This window comes from Nocardia pseudobrasiliensis NBRC 108224 (genome assembly GCF_001613105.1).
GTDB lineage: Bacteria > Actinomycetota > Actinomycetes > Mycobacteriales > Mycobacteriaceae > Nocardia > Nocardia pseudobrasiliensis.
On the sequence record NZ_BDBS01000040.1, the window covers coordinates 18,878 to 39,445 of the forward strand.

Sequence of the window (20,568 nt, forward strand, 5' to 3'; positions counted from 1 at the left end):
GCTCGCCAGCGACGTCCTGCGCGAATTCCGGTCATCGTCACTCCTGCCACTTCTTGCCGTGCCGCTCACTGGGAAAAGAAAAACGGGAAACTTTCTTGCAATTACCGTGGAACAAATGGGCCGATCTCACGCGGCGGCCTGAACTTCCTCGTCGGAACCGTGTATTGCCAAGATCTTGGCGCGCTTGCGCGGGAGAATATTGGCACGCGACAGATCACCGTCGAGGTGTTCGAGCAGCCGGGTGTCCATAACCCGCCGCCACAGCGGCGGGAAGATGGCGAAGAGGATCATCGTGGCGTAACCCGCCGGCAATTGCGGCGATTCTTCACTGCTACGCAATGTTTGATACCGACGGCCCGGATTGGCGTGATGATCGCTGTGTCGCTGCAGATGGAACAGGAAGATATTGGTCACCAACCGGTCGCTGTTCCAGCTGTCGCGCGGCGAGCACCGCGCCCAGCGGCCGTTGGCCTTGCGGGCCCGCAGCAGCCCGTAGTGCTCGATGTAGTTCACGGTCTCGAGCAGCGCCGCGCCCAGTACCGCCTGCAGCAGCAGGAACGGCAGGATGCGCCAACCCCAGACGGCCAGCACCGATCCGAACAGCACCACCGTCATCGACCAGGCCTGCAGGATGTGGTTCTGAATGCTCCACCAGCCGCGATTCTTGCGCCGCAAGCGATTTCGCTCCAGTTCGATCGCCGAGCGCAGACCGCCGAACACGCTGCGCGGCAGGAACTCGTAGAGATTCTCGCCGAAACGCGCGCTGGCCGGATCGTCGGGAGTGGCGACGCGCGCGTGGTGGCCCTTGTTGTGCTCGACGAAGAAGTGGCCGTAACCCGATTGGGCCAGCGCGATTTTCGCGAGCCAGTTCTCGGCGCTCTCCACGCGGTGGCCCAGTTCGTGGGCGGCGTTGATGCCGATGCCGCTGACGAATCCGAGAGTGGCCGCCAGACCCAGCTTGTCGACCAGGCTCAGCTCATCGCCCGCCCACATGGCACAGGCGATGAGCAGGCCGATCAGCTGAACCGGCAGGAACAGGAAGGTGCACCACCGGTAGTACTTGTCATTGGAAAGCCGTTCGTAGTCCTCGTCGCGGGGATTGACCCCGTCCTCGCCGACCACCCAGTCCAGGGCCGGGATCACGATGAAGATGATGATCGGACCGATCCACCAGAACACCGGTAACCCGGTGCGTAAAACCAACTGCGACGGCAGCAATGCGCTGGCCGGCGCGATGAGCCCCAAAACCCACAGGTGACGCTTGGGGTCTGGGGAATTCGAGCGTTTGCTGAACGTTAGCATGCACATTCCCTCATATAGATACCCGAGAGCCCTGGTGCACTGCCCGCTACCGACCTCAGGTGGGTTATCACGGGTTACGTATAGTCGTCCGTGACCGGAAATTCCACTCGGAACCGGCCATTTTTAGCCGCGCTAAAGTGTTTTCAGTTGATGTGAACGACGAGGACGGTCGGTTCGGTGATTTGCCGAGATTGCAATGAGATCTGCCCGTGATCGACGTCACCGCGCGGTTGCTCGGCCGATGAGTCGCGGCCTGGGCAAATGCCGGGCGTCGAGGGTGACCGAGGGTTTGCCGGGTTGCTAGCGGGCGTCGTCGACGGCGATGCGGCCCAGCAGATCCGCGATGTAGTGGCGGAAAAGCGCTGCCATGTCGACGGTCTCGGGATCGAGCAGCCACTGCAGCTGCAGCCCGTCCATCATCGCGATGATTCGCCGCGCCTCGGCGAGGCCGTCGGTGTCGGGAAGGATGGTGCCGTCGGCGATTCCGGCGTCGAGCGCCCGCGCGATCCACGTCTCGAGATACCGATAGCGGCCGACGGCCCAGCCGTGCGCGGGATGATCCGCGGCGACGGCCTCGCCGGTGACGACCGCGAACAGACGGACCAGTCCGGGCACCGCGACATTGTGTTCGACCGCCTGCACCAACTGCCGCAGCGCGACCGGGCCGCGCGACTGCTCGTCGGTGCCCAGGCGTTCGGAGTCGAGTCGGTCGCGATAGTCCAGCACCGCCGACAGCAGGGCGGCCTTGGTAGGGAAGTGGTGCAGCAGGCCGGGCTGCGACAGGCCGCACCGATCGGCGATCTCCGCGATGGAGGCCCCGCGAAAGCCGTTCTCCGCGAAGGTTTTCAGCGCGACCTCGAGGATGCGCTCCTTGCGGGCGTCGCCGCGGCTCGGTGTGGACATGTCCGGATCCTATCGCGCGGACCTCCCTTACCTACCGAGTACTCGGTTAGTATGGCGCTCGGGCACGTCGTGGTGCCCGCGAGTTGTGAGAGAGGGTCCCGATGAGCCGCACCGCCGAATCCCGGATCGTTCCGCTGTCGCTGCGAGGGGGTGCGGGCGTCCTGGCCGGATGGGAATGCGCGCCGCCGCCGGGAATCGAGGTGCGCGGCACCGCGGTGCTGATCCCCGGGTTCACCGGCTCCAAGGAGGATTTCCAGGCGTTGCTGCCGATCCTGGCGCAGGCCGGATTCCGCTGCGTGGCATACGATCAGCGCGGGCAGTTCGAATCCGAGGGTCCCGATGATCCGGATCGGTACGCCATCACCGATTTCACCGCCGATCTGCTCGAGGTGGTCGAAAGCGTCGGCGCCCCGGTCCATCTGCTGGGCCATTCGTTCGGCGGCTATGTCGCGCGCAACGCCGTGGTGACCCGGCCGGAATTCTTCCGCAGTCTCACCCTGCTGGCCTCGGGCCCGTCATCGCTCGAGGACATCGCCTTCCCACCACCCGCTCAGGTGGAACAGCTGATCGAGGCAGGCGGCCAGGACGTGGTGTGGCAGATGCTCGCGCAGGCCGGGGCCGCGGAGATGCTCGACGACGCGAAAAAGGAGTTCCTGCACCGGCGGATCTTCGCGACGAAGAAGGCGAATCTGGTCGGCATCGTGCGCACGATGGGCACCCGCCCGGTGGCCGCCGAGGTCATTCGCGGCGCCGGGGTGCCGATCCTGGTCGGCTACGGCGACAGCGGCGATCTGTGGGCCCCGCAGGTGCACGAGCGCTTCGCCGCCGAACTCGGGGCGCGGGTCGCGGTGTATCCGGGCGTGGGACATCTACCGAACGAGGAACGCCCGCAGGAGGTCTGCGCGGATCTGGTGTCGTTCTGGAGCGACGTGGACGCGCGGCGCTAGCTCGCCCGGCTCACTGCCGCTGCGGCGGAATGAGGTCGGGGAAGTCGACCTCGGGTGCGTCGGCGGCGACATCACCGGCGACCACCTCGAGGGCGCGCGCCTCGACCGCGGTGCACCCGAGTTTGGCCAGACTCGCGAACCGATATTCGCTGCCCGCCTCCCGCATGGCATTGGCGAGGTCATCCTCGGTGTCGTACATGGTGATCGAGAAGACCGTGCCGTCGGTGGGATCGACGAAGAAGAAGATCTGGCGCGCGCCGTGATCGGCCATGGCGTGCGGAACGATCTCGTGCTGCAGGAACGGCACGGTCGTTTCCATCGTCTCGGGATCGACCGGGCATACGGCCTTCATCATGCGGGCGTAGAGCTTCTTCGACACCGGATGACCTCCTGCCTGAAGATGATTGGGAAATCAGCCCTGCGGGTGCAGGGTACGGGGTGGCCGGCCGTGGTGGCGGCGGAATGCGGTGCTGAACGCGAACGGGTTGGTGTAGCCGACCTTGCGGGCCACCGCCGCCACCGGTTCCCCGCGCGCGAGTAGATCCGCGGCCAGGGTCATGCGGCGACTGGTCAGATACGACAGCGGCGATTCACCGAACAGCGCGGTGAAGCGGCGATACAGCGTCGCGCGCGACACCGCGGCGTGCGCGGCCAGCGAATCGGCGGTCCAGGCGTTGCCGGGGCTGGAATGGATGGCGTAGAGGATGCGCGCGACCACCGGATCCCGCAGCGCCGCACGCCATCCCGGCGAATCCGGTTGCGCGCCCGCCAGCCACGCGCGCAACGTATGCGCCAGCAGCGCGTCGAGCAGTCGATCGCGCACCACCTCGCGTCCCGGGCCGATGCCGTCGATCTCCTCGTCCAGCAGTGCCAGCGCGGGCGAGGCGCCGGATTCGGCGGTGACACAGACATATTCCGGCAACGCGTCGATCAAGCGTCGCCCGGCGATATCGGTGCTGCCGTAGGTTCCGGCGATGACCACCGCGCGCGGGCCGTGCCCGGGCGCGGGCGCGCGCAGCGCGGTGCCTTCCCGGGGATCCCAGGCCCCCGTGCCGGTCTGCGGTCCGTGCCCTCTGATCAGGGCGACATCGCCCGCGCCCAATTCGTCGGCATTGCCGTCGCGGCTCAGACACGCGTGACCGTGCAATACGGCGTAGAGGGTCAGCGGTGCGGCCCGATCGGCCAGCCACGACCACGGCGACTGCCGGTCGGCCCGCCACAGCAGCGAGCCCTCCGCGCGGATTCCCTGCAACATCTCCGCGAGCACATCCACGGCTACGACGCTACCGATTGCGCGACACCGTGCACGCGGGTATGCGCATCACCCGACCACGACACGCCAGGAAAGGGTCAGTGCGGGGGCGCGGTGAGATCGTAGACCGCCAGGCCGTCGAGCCGCTGCGGGGTGTAGTGCGCGGCCACCCAGTCGTAGATCGCGGTATTGCCCACCGGTCGCCACCAGCCCGCATCCGGATCCTGTTGTCCGGGCGTGGGGCTCGCGTTCTTGCCGGTGCGCCACGAATCGGGCAGTTTCACCTCCGGCGCCAGGTAGTAGGTGAGTTCGTGACGGCGCACCATGTCCTGGAAATCGGACAGCGTGGGCACCGGATCATCGGAGGTGAATCCGCCGATCGCGACAACCGGTGTGCGGGTGGCCAATTCGAGTCCGGCGGCGGGGGAGGAGCGGTCGATGGCCGCCGACCAGCGGGTCGTGGTGGTGCGCAGCATCGCCTCCAGTCGCGGATCGATCTCGCCGGTACCCATGAACATCGCCATCTGCCTGCGGAATTGGTCGAACGGGCCCGGGCTCTGCGGCCGCTCGGGCCCCACACTCGGGCCGCCGCCGGTATGCGACCGCGGCAGTGTGGCCGCGGCGTAGGCGGTGGATCCGGCGAGTCCGGCCAGCACGCCCACGACGATCGCCATCGCGGACAGCCGCCGCAGCCGCGGGGCGATCACCGCACCCAGCAGCGCGACCGCCGCGAGCACACTCACCACCAGAATCGTCCATCGCAACCACGGCTGCCACGCCGAATTACGCTGCAGGACAACAAAACCCCACACGCCGGTGGTGAGCGCCAGCCCGGCCCCGCCGACGCGGCCCCAGGCCGTGGACCGCCGCTGCCACACCTCGTGCACACCGAGGGCGAAGGTTCCGGCGACCGCCGGGGCGATGGCCAGGGTGTAGTAGGCGTGCATACCGCCGCGCATCGCCGAGAACGCGATACCGTCGATCAGCAGCCACAACCCGAATACCAGCGCCGCCGCCCGGCGCAGATCCGAGCGTCCGGCGCGCCGGCGCGCGAGGAGTACGAAGGCGAAGCCGAGCACCGCCGCCGGGATCAGCCACGAGATCTCGAATCCGATCTCGCCGGTGAACAATCGATCCGGCCCCGAACCGAATCCGCCGAAACCGCCTCCGCCACCGCCGAATCGGGGGAACTCGTATCCGGGCGGCAGCGAGAACATGGGGTTGCGGCCCATGTGATTGTGGCCCAGATAGCGCGCGAAACCGTTGTAGCCCAGCACCAGATCCATGAACGTGTTGTCCTTGGACCCGGCCAGATACGGCCTCGACGACTCCGGCCACAGCATAGTCAACACCACATACCAGCCCGCCGACACCAACAGCGCCACCGCCGCCGCGCCCAGATGCAGCAGCCGCCTGCCGAGCGTGGTCGGCGCGACGAGCAGATACGCCAGCGCCAGCGCGGGCAGCACCATCAAACCCTCGAGCATCTTGGCCAGAAACGCGAATCCCAGGGCCACCCCGGCCCAGATCAGCCAGCGCGCGCTCGCCGTGGCAAGCGCCCGGATGGTGCAGTAGGCCGCGGCCGTCATCAGCAGCACCATGACCGCGTCGGGATTGTTGAACCGGAACATCAACGCCGCCACCGGCGTTGCCGCCAGCACGAATCCGGCCAGCAGGCCCGTCCCGCGGCTGCCGGTGGCGCGGGACAGCGCGCCGTGGAGCAGCGCGACCGCCGCCACGGCCATCAGCGCCTGCGGAATCAACATGCTCGCACTGCTGAATCCGAACAGCTGACCCGACAGACCCATCACCCACTGCGACACCGGCGGCTTGTCGACGGTGATGAAATTGCCCGGATCCAGCGATCCGAACAGCAGCGCCTTCCAATCCCGCGAACCGGCCCACGTCGCGGCGGCGTAGAAGGAGTTGCCCATCTCGTTGACGGTGATGTTCCACAGATACGCCGCCGCGGTTCCCAGCAGCAGCGCCGCCAGCGCCAGCCGGTCGCGGCGACGCGCGGGCGGTAGCGTCCGCGGCTGGGCCGGGATGGACGCCTTCGACTCGGACACAGGGGTATCGGCGGTGGTCACGGTCACCGCGGGAGCCTCTCACCCGATGCGGTGAACGTGCTGATGGGCGCCTGGGAGATCGCTGTGAGGGCCTAGGTGCTCTGTGCGAGATCGAAGGCGTGATCGGGACGCAGCAGCGAACCCAGCGCGAGTTCGGGGAACGCGTCGTGGACGAACGCCGGGCGCAGATCCGGATCGGGTGGATCGTAGTAGCGGTGGAACGTCGGGGTCAGGCCCGAGGAGATGGGCGGGTTGACCCAGGTCCAATCGGTCGGGCAGCCGCGACCGGCGGCCTTCTCCCGATCCACGTGATCGCAGAACTGTTTGGCCACGGTGTGGTGATCGACGATGCGCACCCCGGCCTTTCGATAGGAGTGCAGCACCGCCCGGTTGAGTTCGACCAGCGCCCGATCGCGCCACAGGGTTCGCTCGTGGGATCGGTCCAGGCCCATCGCCTCGCCGATCTCGGGCAGCACGTTGTAGCGATCGGCGTCGGTGAGATTGCGCGCGGCGATCTCGGTGGAGACGAAGTTGCCGCTGAAGACCACCGCGTAGGACAGCCCGGCCACCTCGAGGCGCATATTGGAGATCGCGGGCAGCGCATGCCATTTCAGGCCCAGCTCGGTGAACCAGTCGAATTCGGGATGTTCGATGGGGACCTCGAGCACCACCGAGCGGGGCACCTCGAACCAGTCGATGGTTCCATCCGGCGAGCGGATCAGCAGCGGCAGGATGTCGAACGGCGTGCCCTCGCCACGCCAGCCCAGATATTCGGCGAGTTCGGTGAGTTCGATGTGCAGCGGATCGCCGGTGACGCTGCCGTCGCTGTTGCGGTAGCCCGCGTAGCGGATCAGCTGCGGGCTGACGATGCGCAGTCCCTCGCCCTCGATCGGTCGGGGCGGTCCGACCAGGATCATCGGGCGGATCGCGCCGCCGTTGGTGGCCGCGCGCAGATAGTCCCAGCAGCATTCGGCGAGTTCGTCGGCGCCGCGGACCTGCCGGGCATCGTGTGCTGCCAGCGCCTTCCACATGGCCCGGCCCACACATCGGTCCGCGTTCCGCCAGGCCAGCCGCGCGGCGATGGTGATCTCCTCCATGGTCTGCCAATAGCTTCCGGTCGAGGCCATGATCGCCAGGGCCACGCGGCGGCGTTCGGGCATCAGATGAGCCAGTTCGGGCAGCCGGTAGAACTCGTCGCAGTCGCCTAGGCGCTCGCGCAGGACGGGATCAATGGGCATGAGCGACCTCGCCGGAGCGTGGGCGGGGCGTTTGCCAACCGAGCGGTCTCGATGGTTCGGCGGATGTATTCGACTGTACTGCGAGGCAATTCACGACAGATCTCCGGTTGTGCGGAAGTATGCTAGGCGTAAGCTGCGGCGCCAACCGGTATGGTCCCACAAGATTGCGCTCGCCTCATGGCGTTTCAGAACAACGGTGCGCCCGGCACGCTGCACAGTCCGCACCATCGCAGCGATCCCCGCGGAATTGATGCCGTCCGGTCGGGCGAGGGCCTCGGTCGGGAATGCGCCGAGATCGCGCGTCGCGGCAGTTCACGGCCGCAACGAGATTGGTCTGCCCCGTGGTGACCGCGGTGAGGGACACCTCCGGGTCGGGCGTTGATCCAGAGTTCGCTCTCGAGGGGGAATCCCATTGGGGCGGGGGAGATATGGACGAGGGCGGTGTCCTCGCGTTCGGCCAGGGCGTGCGCGGCGGCATCGGGGTGCGGCGCGCTCGCACGGTTCAGCTCGCGTAGCCGGGGCCGCGCCGGACAATGTGCCGACCACGCGCGGCACCCCCGCGCCACGCAGGTTGCGGTATCGGCGCGCGACGGTGTTCTCCGAAACGTGGAGGACGGCGGCGATATCCCGGAACGCGGCGCGGCCATCGATGTGCAGGGCGTCAGGCTGCGGTCGACGGTATCCGTCGGGGAGCGGTGGCCGATGACGGTATAGATATCGGCGCCGCCGGAGTTCGATTCCGGCGGCGGGCGGGGTCTTCGGGAGGCGGCTCTCGACTACTGGCCGCGCACGTAACGCAGCGATTCGCGGATGGCGGCCATATCGATCCGCACGCTCGGATCGTGCTGCTGCAGTTCCTCGAATTCGTGCATGACATCGTCGATGGTGCTGCGACGGGCCATGGCGACGAGTTCGGAGTGCACGTGCTCGCTGAGCGGGACGCCCGCGGCCGCGGCCCGGCGACCGAAGACCGACCAGACCTCGGCGGGCAGATCGTAGGTGTGGATCAGCGCGCTCGCACCCGGATCGGCCTCCGTCACAGCGAGATTGGGGCGCTCGGCCTCGAGGAAGTCCACGACGGCATCGATCGGCACGCGCCGCCCGGCCAATGCGATCAGTTCGCGGCGGACGTAGTCGACCGGCGATAAGCCCGCCGCCCGCGCGCGGCGGCGCAGCACGTCGGCAGTCCGCGTGGGCAGATCCTCGATCTCGATGAGCGCCATAGCCCATCACCGTAGTGGATGAGTCCGTTCGGAGCGGTCCGCGGCAGGTCTCGGTTTCGACTCGAACTGCGGATCCGGTTCGGGGACAGGTTCGTCCGTGGGCGGTGGTGGGCACTCAACGGGGGAGGAGTGGGCGTGGCGGCGGCCTGGGATGCGATAGGAGAGCGCCGTAACGGCGTTGTCGAGCGGGCGGAGCGGCGAAAGCCGAACCGGCGCTTCGTATTCGGATCACAGGTCTGGTCGTCACCTCGTTCTGATCTAATATTAATACCGGTACTTATATATGCGCATCTAAACATGAAAGATTACCGTGTCGAGGCGAACGCGGCAGACCGCGAATGTCATGTCTCATCAGCCGCTGAAGAGGACGTGAGTCCGCCGGTTGCCGGGACACAGTTCGGTCAATCTGGATGCTGGTTATTTGCCCGTATGAGTATGGTGGAGCTTCGACGGTATTCGGCTTCGCGCCGGGGCCAGGCGGGCGGAGGAGGGCGAGCCCGAGATGTGGTGCACCGCTGTTCAGGACATGGTCTGGGCGCAGTTGCCGGACCCGGTGCCCGAGGCGCCGCCCGGGTCCGAACATTCGGCGGCGCTGCTGCCCTATCTGATCTGGATTCACTTGCTGGCCACGGTGTTTGCCGTGGTTTGGTGTGTGCGGTTGGCGGGGCGGACCGAGGGTGGGCGGCGGCGGGCGTCGCTGTTGGCGGCGGGTGCGTTGACGCTGGGGTTGGCGACGGCGGTGATCGGTGCGGTGATGGGCGCGGCGCTGGAGTGAGTTTCGTCCGGATCGGGCGTATGTCGCCGGGCGCTTGCCTCAGGGCGATGTCATGGCCTGCTGGGCGATGCGAAGGTCGGCGACGAAGTCGCGGTAGGCCTGTTCGCGGTCTGGGGCGCGCAGGACGGCCGAGGGGTGCACGGTCGCGATCGCCCGGTGGTCGTCGACGGTGAGCAGTTGTCCGCGTTGTCGGCTGACTCGGAAGCTCGGTCCGAAGACGGCCTGGGCGGCGATCGCGCCGAGGCAGATGATCAGGTGTGGGCGTACGGCGGCGAGTTCGGCGGTGAGCCACGGTGCGCAGGCGGTGATTTCGCCGCGGTTGGGTTGCTGATGGATGCGGCGTTTCCCGCGTTCGGTGAACTTGAAGTGTTTGACGGCGTTGGTGAGGTAGACCGCGTCGCGGTCGATGGCGACCTCGTCGAGGGCGCGGTCGAGGAGTTGTCCGGCGGGGCCGACGAAGGGGTGGCCGGCGGTGTCCTCGCGGTCGCCGGGTTGTTCGCCGATCATGACCACGGGTGCGTGGCGGGGGCCTTCGCCGAAGACTGTTTGGGTGGCGTTGCGGTACAGGTCGCAGCCGCGGCAGTGGGCGGCGGCCGCGCGCAGTTCGGCCGGGTCGTCGGTGTCGGGCACGAATTCGGCGGCACTCATCGTGGCTCCTCCCTGCGGGTCGGCGAGGCCGGTGTACCCCGGGGCGGACCTGGTGAAACCCTGTTTGCGCGAATCGGGTGGGGGTAGTGCGTGCGCAGATGATCCCGTTGGAGGAGGAAGCTCATGGCCGCAGATCTGCAGGGCAAGCGCGTCCTGATCGTCACGTCGAATTCCGGTGTGGAGCACGACGAGTTGGTGGTGCCGCGGGATCGGTTGCGGGAGCGGGGTGCGCGGGTGACGCATGCCGCGGTGAAGCAGGAGCAGGTGCGCACCTACAAGCACGATCTCGAGCCGGATTCCGCCGAGCAGCCGCAGGCGGGGTTGGACGGGGTGGGTGCGGGGGATTTCGACGTCCTGGTGATTCCGGGTGGGACGGTCAATGCCGATCAGTTGCGGGTGGCCGAGGGGGTGACGGATCTGGTGCGCGAGTTCACCGATGCGGGTAAACCGGTGGCGGCGATCTGTCATGGGCCGTGGGCGTTGGTGGAGGCGGGTGTGTTGCCGGGTAAGACGTTGACGTCGTATTTCACGTTGCAGACCGATATTCGCAATGCGGGTGGTACGTGGGTCGACGAGGCGGCGGTGCGGTCGGCGGAGAACGGTTGGGCGTTGATCACCTCGCGTAATCCCGATGATCTGCCCGATTTCGTGGAGGCGATCGCGGCGGAGTTGTCGCGTAGCTGAGGAGTGGTCGGTGCGGCCCCGGCGGGTGGCGTCGGGGCCGTTGTCGTGAGCGCGCTCACTTATATTGCGCACAACTTAATTGCGCGCTAAATTTTCTGTGTGACCGACATCTTGGCGCTGGACCAGCAGGTATGTTTTCCGCTGTACGCCGCGCAGCGAGCGATGACGGCGGTGTACCGCGAGAAGCTCGAGGCGTTGGGGCTGACCTATCCGCAGTATCTGGTGATGCTGGTGCTGTGGGAGCGCGACGGGCGCGGTGTCGGTGAGCTGTGCGCGGAGTTGGCGCTGGATTCGGGTACGTTGTCGCCGCTGTTGAAGCGGCTCGAGGCGGCCGGGTTGCTCGAGCGGAGCCGGTCGGTCGCCGATGAACGCCGGGTGGAGATCCGGTTGACCGAAGACGGGGTGGCGTTGCGTGAGCGGGCCACCTGCATTCCGGCGGAGATGTTGTCCGCCACGGGTTTGTCCCTCGAGGAGCTGACGGCGTTGCGGGAGACCCTGCGGCGCATGACCGCGGCCCTCACTTCATCTATCGGACAGGAGTAGTTCCATGAACGTCGTGTACACGGCCGAGGCGTTGGCCACCGGTGACGGTCGTAACGGGCACGCGCGCACCACCGACGGGAAAGTCGATGTGGGGCTGGCGGTTCCGAAGGAGATGGGCGGTACGGGGGAGGGCACCAATCCCGAGCAGTTGTTCGCCGCGGGGTATGCGGCGTGTTTCCATTCGGCGCTGCGGTTGGTCGGTAAGCAGGCCGAGGCGAATGTGGAGGATTCGGCGGTGGGTGCGAAGGTGGGTATCGGGCCCAATGACGCGGGTGGGTTCGGTTTGACGGTCACCCTGGAGGTGTCGCTGCCGCATCTGTCGATGGAGCAGGCGCGGGAGCTGACCGAGCGCGCGCATCAGGTGTGCCCGTATTCCAATGCCACGCGCGGCAATATCGATGTCACGCTGCTGGTCGCGGAGGACTGAGCGGGATGGGTATGCGGGCTGTGGTGGTGGAGTCCTTCGGCGAGCCGAAGGATGTGTTGGGTGTGGCGGAGCGGGCGGTGCCCGAGCCGGGTCCGGGGCAGGTGCGGATCGCGACGGTGTTGTCGCCGATTCACAATCATGATCTGGCGATTGTGCGCGGGGTGTACGGGTATCGCCCTGAGCTGCCGTATGTTCCGGGTACCGAGGCGGTGGGTGTGGTGGACGCGCTCGGCGCCGGGGTGAGCGATGTCGAGGTGGGCCAGCGGGTGTCGGTGGCGGGGGTGCAGGGCGCGTGGGCGCAATATTTCCTGGCCTCGGCGGCGGCGTTGGTGCCGGTGCCGGATTCGGTGGGCGATGAGACGGCGGCGCAGTTGTTGTCGATGCCGTTCAGCGCCTTGCTGCTGCTCGAGGATATGGCGGTGGAGCGAGGACAGTGGATTGTGGTCAATGCCGCCAATGGCGCGGTGGGCCGGTTGCTCAATGTGCTGGCCGAGCGGCGTGGGGTGCGGGTGGTGAATCTGGTGCGCAGTGCGGAATCGGCGCGGGCGCTGCGGGATTCGGGTGCGGCGGTGGTGGTCGACACCGGGTCGGCGGATTGGCGGGCGCGGGTGGCCGCGGCGACCGGTGGGGAGCCGATCGTGCGGGCGGTGGATCAGGTCGGTGGTGCGGCGGCGGGAGAGCTGCTGGGTTTGCTGGGTGAGCGGGGGGAGTTGATCTCCTTCGGTGCGCTCTCGGGTGAGCCGATGGTGTTGAATCCGGGGCCGATGATTTTCAAACAGGCTGTGGTGAAGGGGTTTTGGGCGTCGCGGCGTGGTGAGGAGATCGGTCCGGAGGCACGGGGGCGGTTGTATGGGGAGCTGTTCAATTTGGCCGCGGGTGGGGTGTTGCGGCTCGAGGTGGAGGCGAGGTATCCGTTGGCGCGCGCGGGTGCGGCGGCGGTGGCGACCGAGCAGTCGGGGCGTAATGCGAAGGTGGTGTTGGATCCGCGGGCGGAGTGAGCGTCAGTCGGATTCGGGTGTGGTGATGGCGAATCGGGCGCCGGTGGGGTCGGCGGCGACGGCGATGCGGCCGAGGTAGGCGGCGTGGGTGGCGGGTGTGAGGATGGCGCCGCCGTGATCGTCGATGCGGGTGAGCGTGGCGTCGACGTCGTCGACCCAGATGTAGGGCAGCCACCGGGGTGGGTGGTCTGCGGCGAGTTGTTCGTGGCCGAAGGCGGTGCGGTGGGGGTGGGCGTCGGTGGTGGACAGCAGGGTGTAGCTGGTGCCGGGGACGTCGAATGCTTCGGTGTGCCAGTCGAAGACGGTGCGGTAGAAGGCGAAGGCGGCGGCGTCGCGGCTGTCGAGTTCGAGCCAGCACAGGGCGGCGGGGACGCCGAGTTTTTCCAGATCGCTGGTTTCGGCGGGTTGGCGTAGTGCGAAGCGGGCGCCCTGCGGGTCGCTGAGGTGGGCCAGGCGTCCGGCGGCGTCGTGGTCGGTGGGGGCGAGGTGGATGGTGGCTCCGGCTTTTTCGGCGGTGGCGGTGGTGGCGTCGAGGTCGGTGGTGTGGAAGAAGATGGTCCAGGCGGGTTCGGTGTCGTCGTCGGTGGGGGTGGTGAGGGCGGCGACGGTGGCGGAGTCGTGGCGGAACAGGGTGTGGGTGGGCGTGCTCGTCGGATGTGTCTGCCAGTCGAAGACCGCGTGGTAGAACGCGGCGGCGGTGTCGGTGTCGGGGGTGGTCAGTTCCAGCCAGTTGGGTGATCCGGCGACGTAGTCGGTGGTGAGCACGGTGGTGGTTCCTTCATGCGGGTTCGGTCGGGCGTTTTTTCGCGCCTTGGTGTGCGAATGACACCGGGGGCGGCGGGTTAATCGTGGGAACTCTTGCCGAGCACAACTGAAACGTGTTTCACTTCGGCGGTGAGTGGGCAGATCCCGCAGGTGTTCGCCCCGGCGCGGCTGGGCCCGATCACCTTGCGCAACAGGGTGATCAAGGCGGCCACGTTCGAGGGCCGCACCCCGCGCGCGGTGGTGACCGAGGAGCTGATCGCGTTTCATCGCGAGATGGCCGCGGGCGGGGTGGCGATGACCACGGTCGCCTACTGCGCGGTGTCGCCGGGCGGGCGCACCGATCGTCACCAGATCTGGCTGCGCCCGGAGGTGGTCGAGGGATTGCGTCGGTTGACCGATGCGGTGCACGCCCAGGGCGCGGCGGCGTGCGCGCAGATCGGGCATGCGGGTCCGGTGGCCAATGCGGCGTCCAATCGCGCGCCCGCCCTCGCGCCGAGCCGACTGTTCAGCCCGTTGGGGATGCGGCCGGTGCGGGTGCCCGACACCGGGGAGGTCGCCTCGATCGTGACCCAGCACGCGGAGGCGGCGCGGTGGGCTCGGGAGGCCGGATTCGATGCGGTGGAAATCCATTTCGGCCACAACTATCTGGTCAGCGCGTTTCTGAGTCCGCTGCTCAATCGCCGCCGCGATCGTTACGGCGGTGATCTCGCGGGTCGGGCGCGGTTGGCGCGTGAGATCGCGCGCGCGGTGCGCGAGGCGGTCGGGGATCGGGTCGCGGTGACGGCGAAGTTGAATATGGACGACGGGGTGCGCGGGGGGTTGCGGGTGCCCGAGGCGGTGCGGGTGGCGGCGTGGCTGGAAGCCGACGGCTGTGTGGACGCGCTGGAGTTGACCGCGGGCAGTTCACTGCTCAATCCGATGCTGTATTTCCACGGCGACGCGCCGCGGCGGGAGTTCGCGAAGACGCTGCCGGTGCCGGCGCGGTGGGGGATGCGGCTGGTGGGGCGAGTGTTTTTGCGCGAGTATCCGTATCGGGAGGCGTATCTGCTCGAGCGGGCGCGTCGGTTCCGCCGGGAGTTGTCGATGCCGTTGATCCTGTTGGGCGGGATCACCGAGCGCGAGACCATGGATCGGGCGATGGCCGAGGGGTTCGAATTCGTGGCGCTGGGGCGGGCGTTGCTGCGCGAGCCGGATCTGGTGCGGCGGCTGGCCGAGGATCCGACGACCCGCTCGGGGTGTATTCACTGCAATCTGTGCATGCCGACGATCTATTCCGGCACGCGCTGCGTGCTTCGGGGTGAGCCGGTGTGAAACTCGCTCCGGGACGCCGGTTTTCGGCACTGGATGCGGCGATGCACGGGGTGCCCGGATCGCGCGGATCCGGGCACCCCGTGGCCCGCTAGCCCGCGGCGGCGAATCCGGCGCGCAGATCGGCGAGGATGTCGTCGATGCCTTCGATGCCCACGGCCAAGCGCACCAGTCCGGGGGTGACTCCGGCGGTGAGCTGTTCGTCGGGGGTCAGCTGGGAGTGGGTGGTGGAGGCGGGGTGGATGACCAGTGAGCGCACATCACCGATATTGGCGACGTGGCTGTGTAGGGTCAGCGCCTCGACGAAGCGTTTGCCCGCGTCGACCCCACCGGCCAGTTCGAATCCGACGATGGCCCCGACACCCTTGGGCGCGAGCTGCTTTCCGCGCTCGTACCAGGGCGAGGACTCCAGGCCCGCGTAGTAGATCTTGTCCACGCCGGGCTGTTCGGTGAGGAATGCCGCGACCGCCCGGGCGTTTTCGACGTGGCGCTGCACGCGCAGGCTCAGGGTTTCCAGGCCCTGGCTGATCAGCCACGCGTTGAACGGCGCGATGGCCGCGCCCAGATCGCGCAGCAGCTGCACGCGGGCCTTGAGTGCGTAGGCGGGTGCGCCGAGTTCGTGGTAGACCACGCCGTGGTAGCTGGGGTCGGGTGCGGTGAAACCGGGGAAGCGCGGGTTGCCCTGGTCGTCGCGGACGGTCCAGTCGAAGCGGCCGCCGTCGATGAGTACGCCGGCGATGGCCGCGCCGTGGCCGCCGAGGTATTTGGTGGCCGAGTGCACGACGATATCGGCGCCGTGGGCCAGCGGCTGGATCAAATACGGTGTGGCGACGGTGTTGTCGACGATCAGCGGCACCCCCGCGGTGTGGGCGACCTCGGCGATGCCGGGGATGTCGAGGATGTGGTTTTGGGGGTTGGAGATGGTTTCGCCGTAGAAGGCCTTGGTGTTCGGGCGGACCGCGGCGCGCCACTGCTCGAGGTCGTCGGGGTCCTCGACGAAGCTGACCTCGATGCCGAGTTTGGGCAGCGTGTAATGGAACAGGTTGTAGGTGCCGCCGTACAGGCGTGGGCTGGACACCAGATGATCACCGGCCCCGGCGATATTGAGGATCGCGAAGGTTTCCGCGGCCTGGCCCGAGGACAGCAGCAGCGCGGCGACGCCGCCTTCGAGGGCGGCCAGGCGCTGTTCGACCGCGTCCTGGGTGGGGTTGGCGATGCGGGTGTAGATGTTGCCGGGTTCGGCCAGGGAGAACAGGGCCGCGGCGTGGCCGGTGTCGCGGAAGGTGTAGGAGGTGGTCTGGTAGATCGGCAGCGCGCGGGCGTTGGTGGTGCCGTCGGGGAGTTGGCCGACGTGGATCTGCTTGGTTTCGAAGCTCCAGGCCTGGGTGGGATCGGTGGGGGTGGCAGCGTCGGTCATCGGGGCGGCTCCATCGAGGCGTTCGGATAGCGGGATGTGCGGAATGCCTTCGCACGGTAGGAACCGCGGCCGGGCTGGACGAGGGTTGCGCTCGGTCCGATCCGAACTGTGCGCGGCATCTGCCGGTGATACGCCGAAGTGGTTGCGCCGGTTCAGGCTCCGGGATGGTCGGCGTCGCCGCGCACCCCCTCTTCTCCTCGCCTCCGGCGCGCCCCCTTTTCCTCACCCCCGGCGCGGCCCGCTTTCCTCGTCCCCAGCGCCGAGCGCCGGGGACGAGGACCTCCCTATCTCAGAACGCCGCCTTGGCGATCAGTGTGATCACCGCCGCGACCACCGCCAGCACGACCGCTCCCACACCCCACACCAGTCCTTGCCGCTGCCAGGGCCGCTGGTGGTCCAGTGCGTAGCGGCCGGAGCCGGTGAAGGCCAGGGCCAGAACGGGCAGGGTGAACAGCAGCGGGAATTCCCAACCGGCGGTGAAACCTTTGGACCAGACCGCGACGAGGGCGTTGATCATGGTGCCCAGGGCGATGGCCGCGCCGAGGGGGGTCAGCAGGCCCAGGGCCAGCAGCACGCCGCCGGTGATCTCGCTCGCCGCGGCCAGGGTGGCGAAGAATTTGCCGGGGTTGTAGCCCATGGCGTCGAAGGCCTGGGCGGTGGCCGACCAGCCGTAGCCGCCGAACCAGCCGAACAGTTTCTGCGCGCCGTGCACGGCGAACAGCAGGCCGAAGCTGACGCGCAGGATCAACAGGCCCACATCCAGGGCGCGGGTGTCGGCGGCGGCCGGGGCGGCAGTGGCGGCGGTGGGGGCCGCGGTCGTCGTCGTGGTCATGGTGTCCTCATCTGTCGGTCGGAAGGGTGCCCCTCGGCCACACTGCCAAGCGGACTGCGGTCCGATTATCTCGGATGCCTGCGGTCAACTTCCACCGAGAGCGCAAAATTCCCGCAACCGCGCGGTGAGGATATGACGCGTCACAAATACTGGTCAATCCCCGATCCGGGCACGTTGACCCCCGGAATGTCGGCCCCGAGGGCGATGATCTGGTCCAGCGGATTGGAGAACTGGGTCAGCTGGGCAACCTTGCCGTTACGGAACCGGATCTCCGCGCGCAGCTGCGCCTGATAGGCCCGCCCGCTGTGCTGGGCGGCCAGATCCCCCTGCACATCGGCGATCCAGGTGTGCGCGCCGGCGAGTTGGCGAATGCCGATGCGCGCCAGCGATCCCGGCGTCCACAGCGTGCCCAGCGGTTCGAGCGCGCGCCGGCGCAGCGCCTCGCGGCCCACCACCCGTTCGGGCAGTCCGGGCAGCGGCCAGGGCCAATGGAATTCGATATCCTCGGCGACCATGTCCAGCAGCGAGTCGTGGTCCTGGACGAACAGCAGATCGTAGAACCGTTCGATCGCCGCCCGCTCCCAGGCGCTGTCGTCGAAGCCCTCCTCGCGGGCCAGCTCGTAGGCGGTGAGCTGGGTGAGTGGATCGTGATAGACCGTCAGGGTCGCGAATTTGCCCGCGTCGATGCGGCAGTTGGCCAGATACCGGTTGTGATAGGGCCGCCCGGTCGCGCGCACCACCATCGCCCCGTCGATCTGAACCAGCCATTCCCCGCGCTGCGACAGCGGCCGCGCGTCGGCCAGGCGCACGCAGAACGGTTCGGGTTCATACACATCCAGCACCGTCAGCGCCTCGCGGATCTGCCCGTGCCCGATCATGGTCGCGGGGAATCCGGGCGGCTGGAACGGCATCGCGACCTGGGCGTCGCGGGCGAACAGATCCATCAGCCCGTCGATATCGCGGGCGGTGAGCCGGGCGATGAGCTGGTCGATGGCGGTGCGATCGGTGAGGGGGGATTCGGACTGCATGAGGGACTCCTTCACACGTGCCCCAGGTGCTGGGGGCAGCGCACCCATCATGCATCAGCAAACGATTGGCAAACAGATCGATCATGCGTGGATTCCGTTAAGAAAGCGCCGCGGGTGATCCCCGCCACATCCGCTCGCGCGCGGCCTCAGGCCAGGTAGCGATCCAGCCGCGGCACCACATCCAGGGGATGGCGCGCCGCCAGCGGCATCGCGATCTGCTGGAACTTCCACGCCGGGGCCTCCCGCTCCAGCACACCCATCAGCAAACCCGGATACGCGCTGTCGTGCAGCGGATAGCGGACCAACTCCCCACCGGTGTGGCCGTCGAGCAACCGGCAGTGCGCCTGCCGCAGATCGGCGGCCTCGCCGGTGGTGGCGGTGACCGCGAGGAAGATCCGGGTGATCGCCGGGTCCAGGCGGGTCAGTTCGAGGGAGATCACCTCGTCGTCACCGGGACCCGCGCCGGTGAGATTGTCGCCCTGCAGACGCACCGCGCCGTCATGGGAGTTGAGCTGGTCGTGATAGACCACCTCGACCAGGCTGCGCCCGGCATACAGCAGCGCCACCGCGTTCAGATCGACTTGGGCGGTGTGGACGCGAAACCATCGCCGCCGCGTCACCGGGGTCCAGCCCACACCCATCAGCAGATAGTCCACGCTGGTGCCGTCGGTGTGCTGCAGCGCGATCGTCACCGGCATCCCCCCTGCTCGTGTGCGCACGGACCACCCGCGCCGTCGGGGTATCACTGTAGGGGACCGGTGGCCAATCAGCCCGAGCGCGGGCAGGTTTCAGCGGTGCGCGGGGACGGTGACCGGATCCAGGCAGCTGTCGGGGGCATCGACCAGCGAGCATTGCGCCGGGGCGCGGGTGGGACGGTAATCGGGCGCGACGCCGCGCGCGCCGATGAGCTCGGTGTAGGCGGCCACCGCGTCGGTCGGGCGGCGGGTCAGTGTCGCGTCGGTGCGCACATCGACGGTGTAGAGGCCGAAACGCGGTGTGTAGGAACCCCATTCGTAATTATCGGTGATGCTCCAATAGTTGTAGCCCAGCACCGGCATCCCGTCGGCGAGCGCGCGCTGGATCCAGTAGACGCTGTCGCGCAGATCCTGGGCGCGGGTGTAGCCGTCGGCGCGCGGCGCGCCGTCGCGGGTGGGCATGCCGTTCTCCACCACATACAGCGGCTTGCCCGGGAATCGGCGCGCGTAATGACCCAGCGCGTAGTAGATGCCCTCCGGCTGTAACGGCATCGCCCACAGCGCCTTCAGATCCGCCGGGGAGGTCCGCAGGATCGTCTGCGGGGTGAACCCGTAGTAGTAGTCGATGCCGACATAGTCCAGTCGCGCCGCGATACCGTCGAGGATCGGCCCGTTGAGCACCGGTTCGACCGTGCCCGCGACATAGGCGAGGTTGCTGGTGACCCGCGCGCCGGGCTGGACGCGATGGATGTGGTCATAGATCTCGTTGTGCGCGCGGATGATTCCCGCCACCATGAGCGGCGCCGCCGCGGGCGACAGGCCCCCGTTGGTGGTCTCGTTGAGCACATAGAAGGTGGGCTCGTTGAAACTCACCCACAGCGGATCACGCCCGGCGTAGCGGTCCACGACCCGGCGCGCGTTGGCCAGCCACGCCTCGGGCATCCCCGGATCCGCCCAGCCGCCGCGCTCGACCGCCCACCCCGGATACACCCAGTGATCCAGGGTCAGCATCGGGCGCATGCCCGCCGCGGCGATCGCGTCGAGTACCGCGTCGTAGAAGGCGAATCCGGCCTCCTCCCACGCCTCCGGGCGCGGCTGCACCCGGGCCCACTCCACGCTGATCCGGTACACCCCCGCGCCGAGATTCGCGGCCGCGGCGATGTCGGCGGGGTAGCGGTGATAGAAGTCCACCGCCTGCCCGTAGCGGTCGTAGTCGGGGTTGGTGTCGACGTAGCGGCGCCAATTGCTGTCGGGCGCAACGCCTTCGCACTGGAATCCGGCGCTGGCCACTCCCCACAGAAATCCCGCGCTCACCGGAGCCACGGTGGCGGGCGGGGCCGGCCGCGCCAGCGCGCGAGCGGGCGGGGTGAGCAGGGTCGCGGCGGCGGCCAGGGCCAGGGCCTCGCGGCGGCGGATCGGGCGCATCGGACTCCTCGCGGCGAATGTCGGGGCGCTGGTCAGGGTAGCGCGCGGATCGCCTCCGGCAGTGGACATTCCACCCACACGCGGGGTGA

22 protein-coding genes and 1 pseudogene are annotated in these 20,568 nt (G+C 68.1%); 8 read left to right on the forward strand and 15 right to left on the reverse strand.

The features are described from left to right. Positions 1 to 126: 126 nt before the first annotated feature. Positions 127 to 1,302: an alkane 1-monooxygenase gene (locus NP4_RS28775; RefSeq protein WP_068004613.1), complete on the reverse strand. Its 1,176-nt coding sequence runs from the start codon at positions 1,300 to 1,302 to the stop codon at positions 127 to 129. Positions 1,303 to 1,602: 300 nt separating this feature from the next. After that, the gene (locus NP4_RS28780) at positions 1,603 to 2,205 is read right to left on the reverse strand and encodes a TetR/AcrR family transcriptional regulator (protein ID WP_068004615.1); all 603 of its coding nucleotides are present in this window, start codon (positions 2,203 to 2,205) and stop codon (positions 1,603 to 1,605) included. 101 nt (positions 2,206 to 2,306) lie between these two features. On the opposite strand from NP4_RS28780, the gene NP4_RS28785 reads away from it, so the two are divergent. After that, a complete protein-coding gene (locus tag NP4_RS28785; RefSeq protein ID WP_082876311.1) occupies positions 2,307 to 3,152 on the forward strand; it encodes an alpha/beta fold hydrolase in 846 nt (281 codons plus the stop codon). Positions 3,153 to 3,162: 10 nt separating this feature from the next. Here the strand turns inward: NP4_RS28785 and NP4_RS28790 are convergent, their stop codons facing one another. From NP4_RS28790 to NP4_RS28805, 4 genes are all read right to left on the reverse strand, one after another. Further along, a complete protein-coding gene (locus tag NP4_RS28790; protein ID WP_147288059.1) occupies positions 3,163 to 3,531 on the reverse strand; it encodes a hypothetical protein in 369 nt (122 codons plus the stop codon). 33 nt (positions 3,532 to 3,564) lie between these two features. Beyond that, positions 3,565 to 4,425 (reverse strand): AraC family transcriptional regulator, encoded by an 861-nt coding sequence (locus NP4_RS28795; protein WP_068004619.1) that lies wholly within the window; start codon positions 4,423 to 4,425, stop codon positions 3,565 to 3,567. Between the two features lie 77 nt (positions 4,426 to 4,502). Continuing rightward, the gene (locus NP4_RS28800; RefSeq protein ID WP_068004621.1) at positions 4,503 to 6,500 is read right to left on the reverse strand and encodes a glycosyltransferase family 39 protein; all 1,998 of its coding nucleotides are present in this window, start codon (positions 6,498 to 6,500) and stop codon (positions 4,503 to 4,505) included. A gap of 65 nt (positions 6,501 to 6,565) precedes the next feature. Continuing rightward, positions 6,566 to 7,711: a nitric oxide synthase oxygenase gene (locus NP4_RS28805; protein WP_068004625.1), complete on the reverse strand. Its 1,146-nt coding sequence runs from the start codon at positions 7,709 to 7,711 to the stop codon at positions 6,566 to 6,568. Positions 7,712 to 8,064: 353 nt separating this feature from the next. Here NP4_RS28805 and NP4_RS42825 point away from each other — a divergent pair, with 353 nt between their 5' ends. Continuing rightward, entirely contained in the window at positions 8,065 to 8,226 is a 162-nt protein-coding gene (locus tag NP4_RS42825) for a hypothetical protein (protein WP_245998392.1), read from the forward strand. Positions 8,227 to 8,287: 61 nt separating this feature from the next. Here the strand turns inward: NP4_RS42825 and NP4_RS42830 are convergent. Together NP4_RS42830 and NP4_RS28815 are read right to left on the reverse strand one after the other, a co-directional pair. Further along, a pseudogene (locus tag NP4_RS42830) lies at positions 8,288 to 8,575 on the reverse strand (Lrp/AsnC family transcriptional regulator); the annotation flags it as partial. After that, positions 8,488 to 8,934: a hypothetical protein gene (locus NP4_RS28815; RefSeq protein WP_068004629.1), complete on the reverse strand. Its 447-nt coding sequence runs from the start codon at positions 8,932 to 8,934 to the stop codon at positions 8,488 to 8,490. The pseudogene NP4_RS42830 and the gene NP4_RS28815, both read right to left, overlap by 88 nt. Positions 8,935 to 9,436: 502 nt before the next feature. On the opposite strand from NP4_RS28815, the gene NP4_RS28820 reads away from it, so the two are divergent. Further along, positions 9,437 to 9,709 carry a hypothetical protein gene (locus tag NP4_RS28820; protein ID WP_147288058.1) on the forward strand — a complete coding sequence of 91 codons (273 nt, stop codon included), beginning with the start codon at positions 9,437 to 9,439 and terminating at the stop codon, positions 9,707 to 9,709. Between the two features lie 39 nt (positions 9,710 to 9,748). Here NP4_RS28820 and NP4_RS28825 read toward each other — a convergent pair whose 3' ends face one another. Next, complete coding sequence (locus NP4_RS28825; protein ID WP_068004634.1) at positions 9,749 to 10,357, reverse strand: UdgX family uracil-DNA binding protein; 609 nt, start codon at positions 10,355 to 10,357, stop codon at positions 9,749 to 9,751. Between the two features lie 123 nt (positions 10,358 to 10,480). Here NP4_RS28825 and NP4_RS28830 point away from each other — a divergent pair, with 123 nt between their 5' ends. From NP4_RS28830 to NP4_RS28845, 4 genes are all read left to right on the forward strand, one after another. Further along, complete coding sequence (locus NP4_RS28830) at positions 10,481 to 11,041, forward strand: type 1 glutamine amidotransferase domain-containing protein (RefSeq protein ID WP_068004636.1); 561 nt, start codon at positions 10,481 to 10,483, stop codon at positions 11,039 to 11,041. 99 nt (positions 11,042 to 11,140) lie between these two features. Beyond that, entirely contained in the window at positions 11,141 to 11,584 is a 444-nt protein-coding gene (locus tag NP4_RS28835; protein WP_068004639.1) for a MarR family winged helix-turn-helix transcriptional regulator, read from the forward strand. 4 nt (positions 11,585 to 11,588) lie between these two features. Continuing rightward, positions 11,589 to 12,011 carry an organic hydroperoxide resistance protein gene (locus NP4_RS28840; protein ID WP_068004641.1) on the forward strand — a complete coding sequence of 141 codons (423 nt, stop codon included), beginning with the start codon at positions 11,589 to 11,591 and terminating at the stop codon, positions 12,009 to 12,011. 5 nt (positions 12,012 to 12,016) lie between these two features. Continuing rightward, positions 12,017 to 13,009: a zinc-binding dehydrogenase gene (locus tag NP4_RS28845; RefSeq protein WP_245998390.1), complete on the forward strand. Its 993-nt coding sequence runs from the start codon at positions 12,017 to 12,019 to the stop codon at positions 13,007 to 13,009. A gap of 3 nt (positions 13,010 to 13,012) precedes the next feature. Here NP4_RS28845 and NP4_RS28850 read toward each other — a convergent pair whose 3' ends face one another. Beyond that, entirely contained in the window at positions 13,013 to 13,774 is a 762-nt protein-coding gene (locus NP4_RS28850) for a VOC family protein (protein WP_068004643.1), read from the reverse strand. A 129-nt stretch (positions 13,775 to 13,903) separates the two neighbouring features. Here NP4_RS28850 and NP4_RS28855 point away from each other — a divergent pair, with 129 nt between their 5' ends. After that, positions 13,904 to 15,085, forward strand: coding sequence for an NADH:flavin oxidoreductase (locus tag NP4_RS28855; RefSeq protein WP_245998388.1), 1,182 nt, complete (start codon positions 13,904 to 13,906; stop codon positions 15,083 to 15,085). An 88-nt stretch (positions 15,086 to 15,173) separates the two neighbouring features. Here NP4_RS28855 and NP4_RS28860 read toward each other — a convergent pair whose 3' ends face one another. The 5 genes from NP4_RS28860 to NP4_RS28880 form a co-directional block, all read right to left on the reverse strand. Further along, complete coding sequence (locus NP4_RS28860) at positions 15,174 to 16,499, reverse strand: bifunctional o-acetylhomoserine/o-acetylserine sulfhydrylase (protein ID WP_068004645.1); 1,326 nt, start codon at positions 16,497 to 16,499, stop codon at positions 15,174 to 15,176. Positions 16,500 to 16,788: 289 nt separating this feature from the next. Next, on the reverse strand, positions 16,789 to 17,331 hold the full coding sequence (locus tag NP4_RS28865) for a DoxX family protein (RefSeq protein WP_068004646.1): 543 nt from the start codon (positions 17,329 to 17,331) through the stop codon (positions 16,789 to 16,791). A gap of 140 nt (positions 17,332 to 17,471) precedes the next feature. Beyond that, positions 17,472 to 18,359: a nuclear transport factor 2 family protein gene (locus tag NP4_RS28870; protein WP_068004648.1), complete on the reverse strand. Its 888-nt coding sequence runs from the start codon at positions 18,357 to 18,359 to the stop codon at positions 17,472 to 17,474. A 146-nt stretch (positions 18,360 to 18,505) separates the two neighbouring features. Beyond that, on the reverse strand, positions 18,506 to 19,057 hold the full coding sequence (locus tag NP4_RS28875; RefSeq protein ID WP_068004649.1) for a TerD family protein: 552 nt from the start codon (positions 19,055 to 19,057) through the stop codon (positions 18,506 to 18,508). Between the two features lie 90 nt (positions 19,058 to 19,147). Next, positions 19,148 to 20,479 (reverse strand): family 1 glycosylhydrolase, encoded by a 1,332-nt coding sequence (locus tag NP4_RS28880; RefSeq protein ID WP_068004651.1) that lies wholly within the window; start codon positions 20,477 to 20,479, stop codon positions 19,148 to 19,150. Positions 20,480 to 20,568 lie beyond the last annotated feature (89 nt).

Excerpts from the sequence above, each read along its gene's own strand:
- NP4_RS28775 (WP_068004613.1), bottom strand. The coding sequence starts at position 1,302 with ATGCTAACGTTCAGCAAACGCTCGAATTCCCCAGACCCCAAGCGTCAC.
- NP4_RS28780 (WP_068004615.1), bottom strand. The coding sequence starts at position 2,205 with ATGTCCACACCGAGCCGCGGCGACGCCCGCAAGGAGCGCATCCTCGAG.
- NP4_RS28785 (WP_082876311.1), top strand. The coding sequence starts at position 2,307 with ATGAGCCGCACCGCCGAATCCCGGATCGTTCCGCTGTCGCTGCGAGGG.
- NP4_RS28805 (WP_068004625.1), bottom strand. The coding sequence starts at position 7,711 with ATGCCCATTGATCCCGTCCTGCGCGAGCGCCTAGGCGACTGCGACGAG.
- NP4_RS28815 (WP_068004629.1), bottom strand. The coding sequence starts at position 8,934 with ATGGCGCTCATCGAGATCGAGGATCTGCCCACGCGGACTGCCGACGTG.
- NP4_RS28820 (WP_147288058.1), top strand. The coding sequence starts at position 9,437 with ATGTGGTGCACCGCTGTTCAGGACATGGTCTGGGCGCAGTTGCCGGAC.
- NP4_RS28825 (WP_068004634.1), bottom strand. The coding sequence starts at position 10,357 with ATGAGTGCCGCCGAATTCGTGCCCGACACCGACGACCCGGCCGAACTG.
- NP4_RS28830 (WP_068004636.1), top strand. The coding sequence starts at position 10,481 with ATGGCCGCAGATCTGCAGGGCAAGCGCGTCCTGATCGTCACGTCGAAT.
- NP4_RS28840 (WP_068004641.1), top strand. The coding sequence starts at position 11,589 with ATGAACGTCGTGTACACGGCCGAGGCGTTGGCCACCGGTGACGGTCGT.
- NP4_RS28845 (WP_245998390.1), top strand. The coding sequence starts at position 12,017 with ATGGGTATGCGGGCTGTGGTGGTGGAGTCCTTCGGCGAGCCGAAGGAT.
- NP4_RS28860 (WP_068004645.1), bottom strand. The coding sequence starts at position 16,499 with ATGACCGACGCTGCCACCCCCACCGATCCCACCCAGGCCTGGAGCTTC.
- NP4_RS28865 (WP_068004646.1), bottom strand. The coding sequence starts at position 17,331 with ATGACCACGACGACGACCGCGGCCCCCACCGCCGCCACTGCCGCCCCG.
- NP4_RS28870 (WP_068004648.1), bottom strand. The coding sequence starts at position 18,359 with ATGCAGTCCGAATCCCCCCTCACCGATCGCACCGCCATCGACCAGCTC.
- NP4_RS28875 (WP_068004649.1), bottom strand. The coding sequence starts at position 19,057 with ATGCCGGTGACGATCGCGCTGCAGCACACCGACGGCACCAGCGTGGAC.
- NP4_RS28880 (WP_068004651.1), bottom strand. The coding sequence starts at position 20,479 with ATGCGCCCGATCCGCCGCCGCGAGGCCCTGGCCCTGGCCGCCGCCGCG.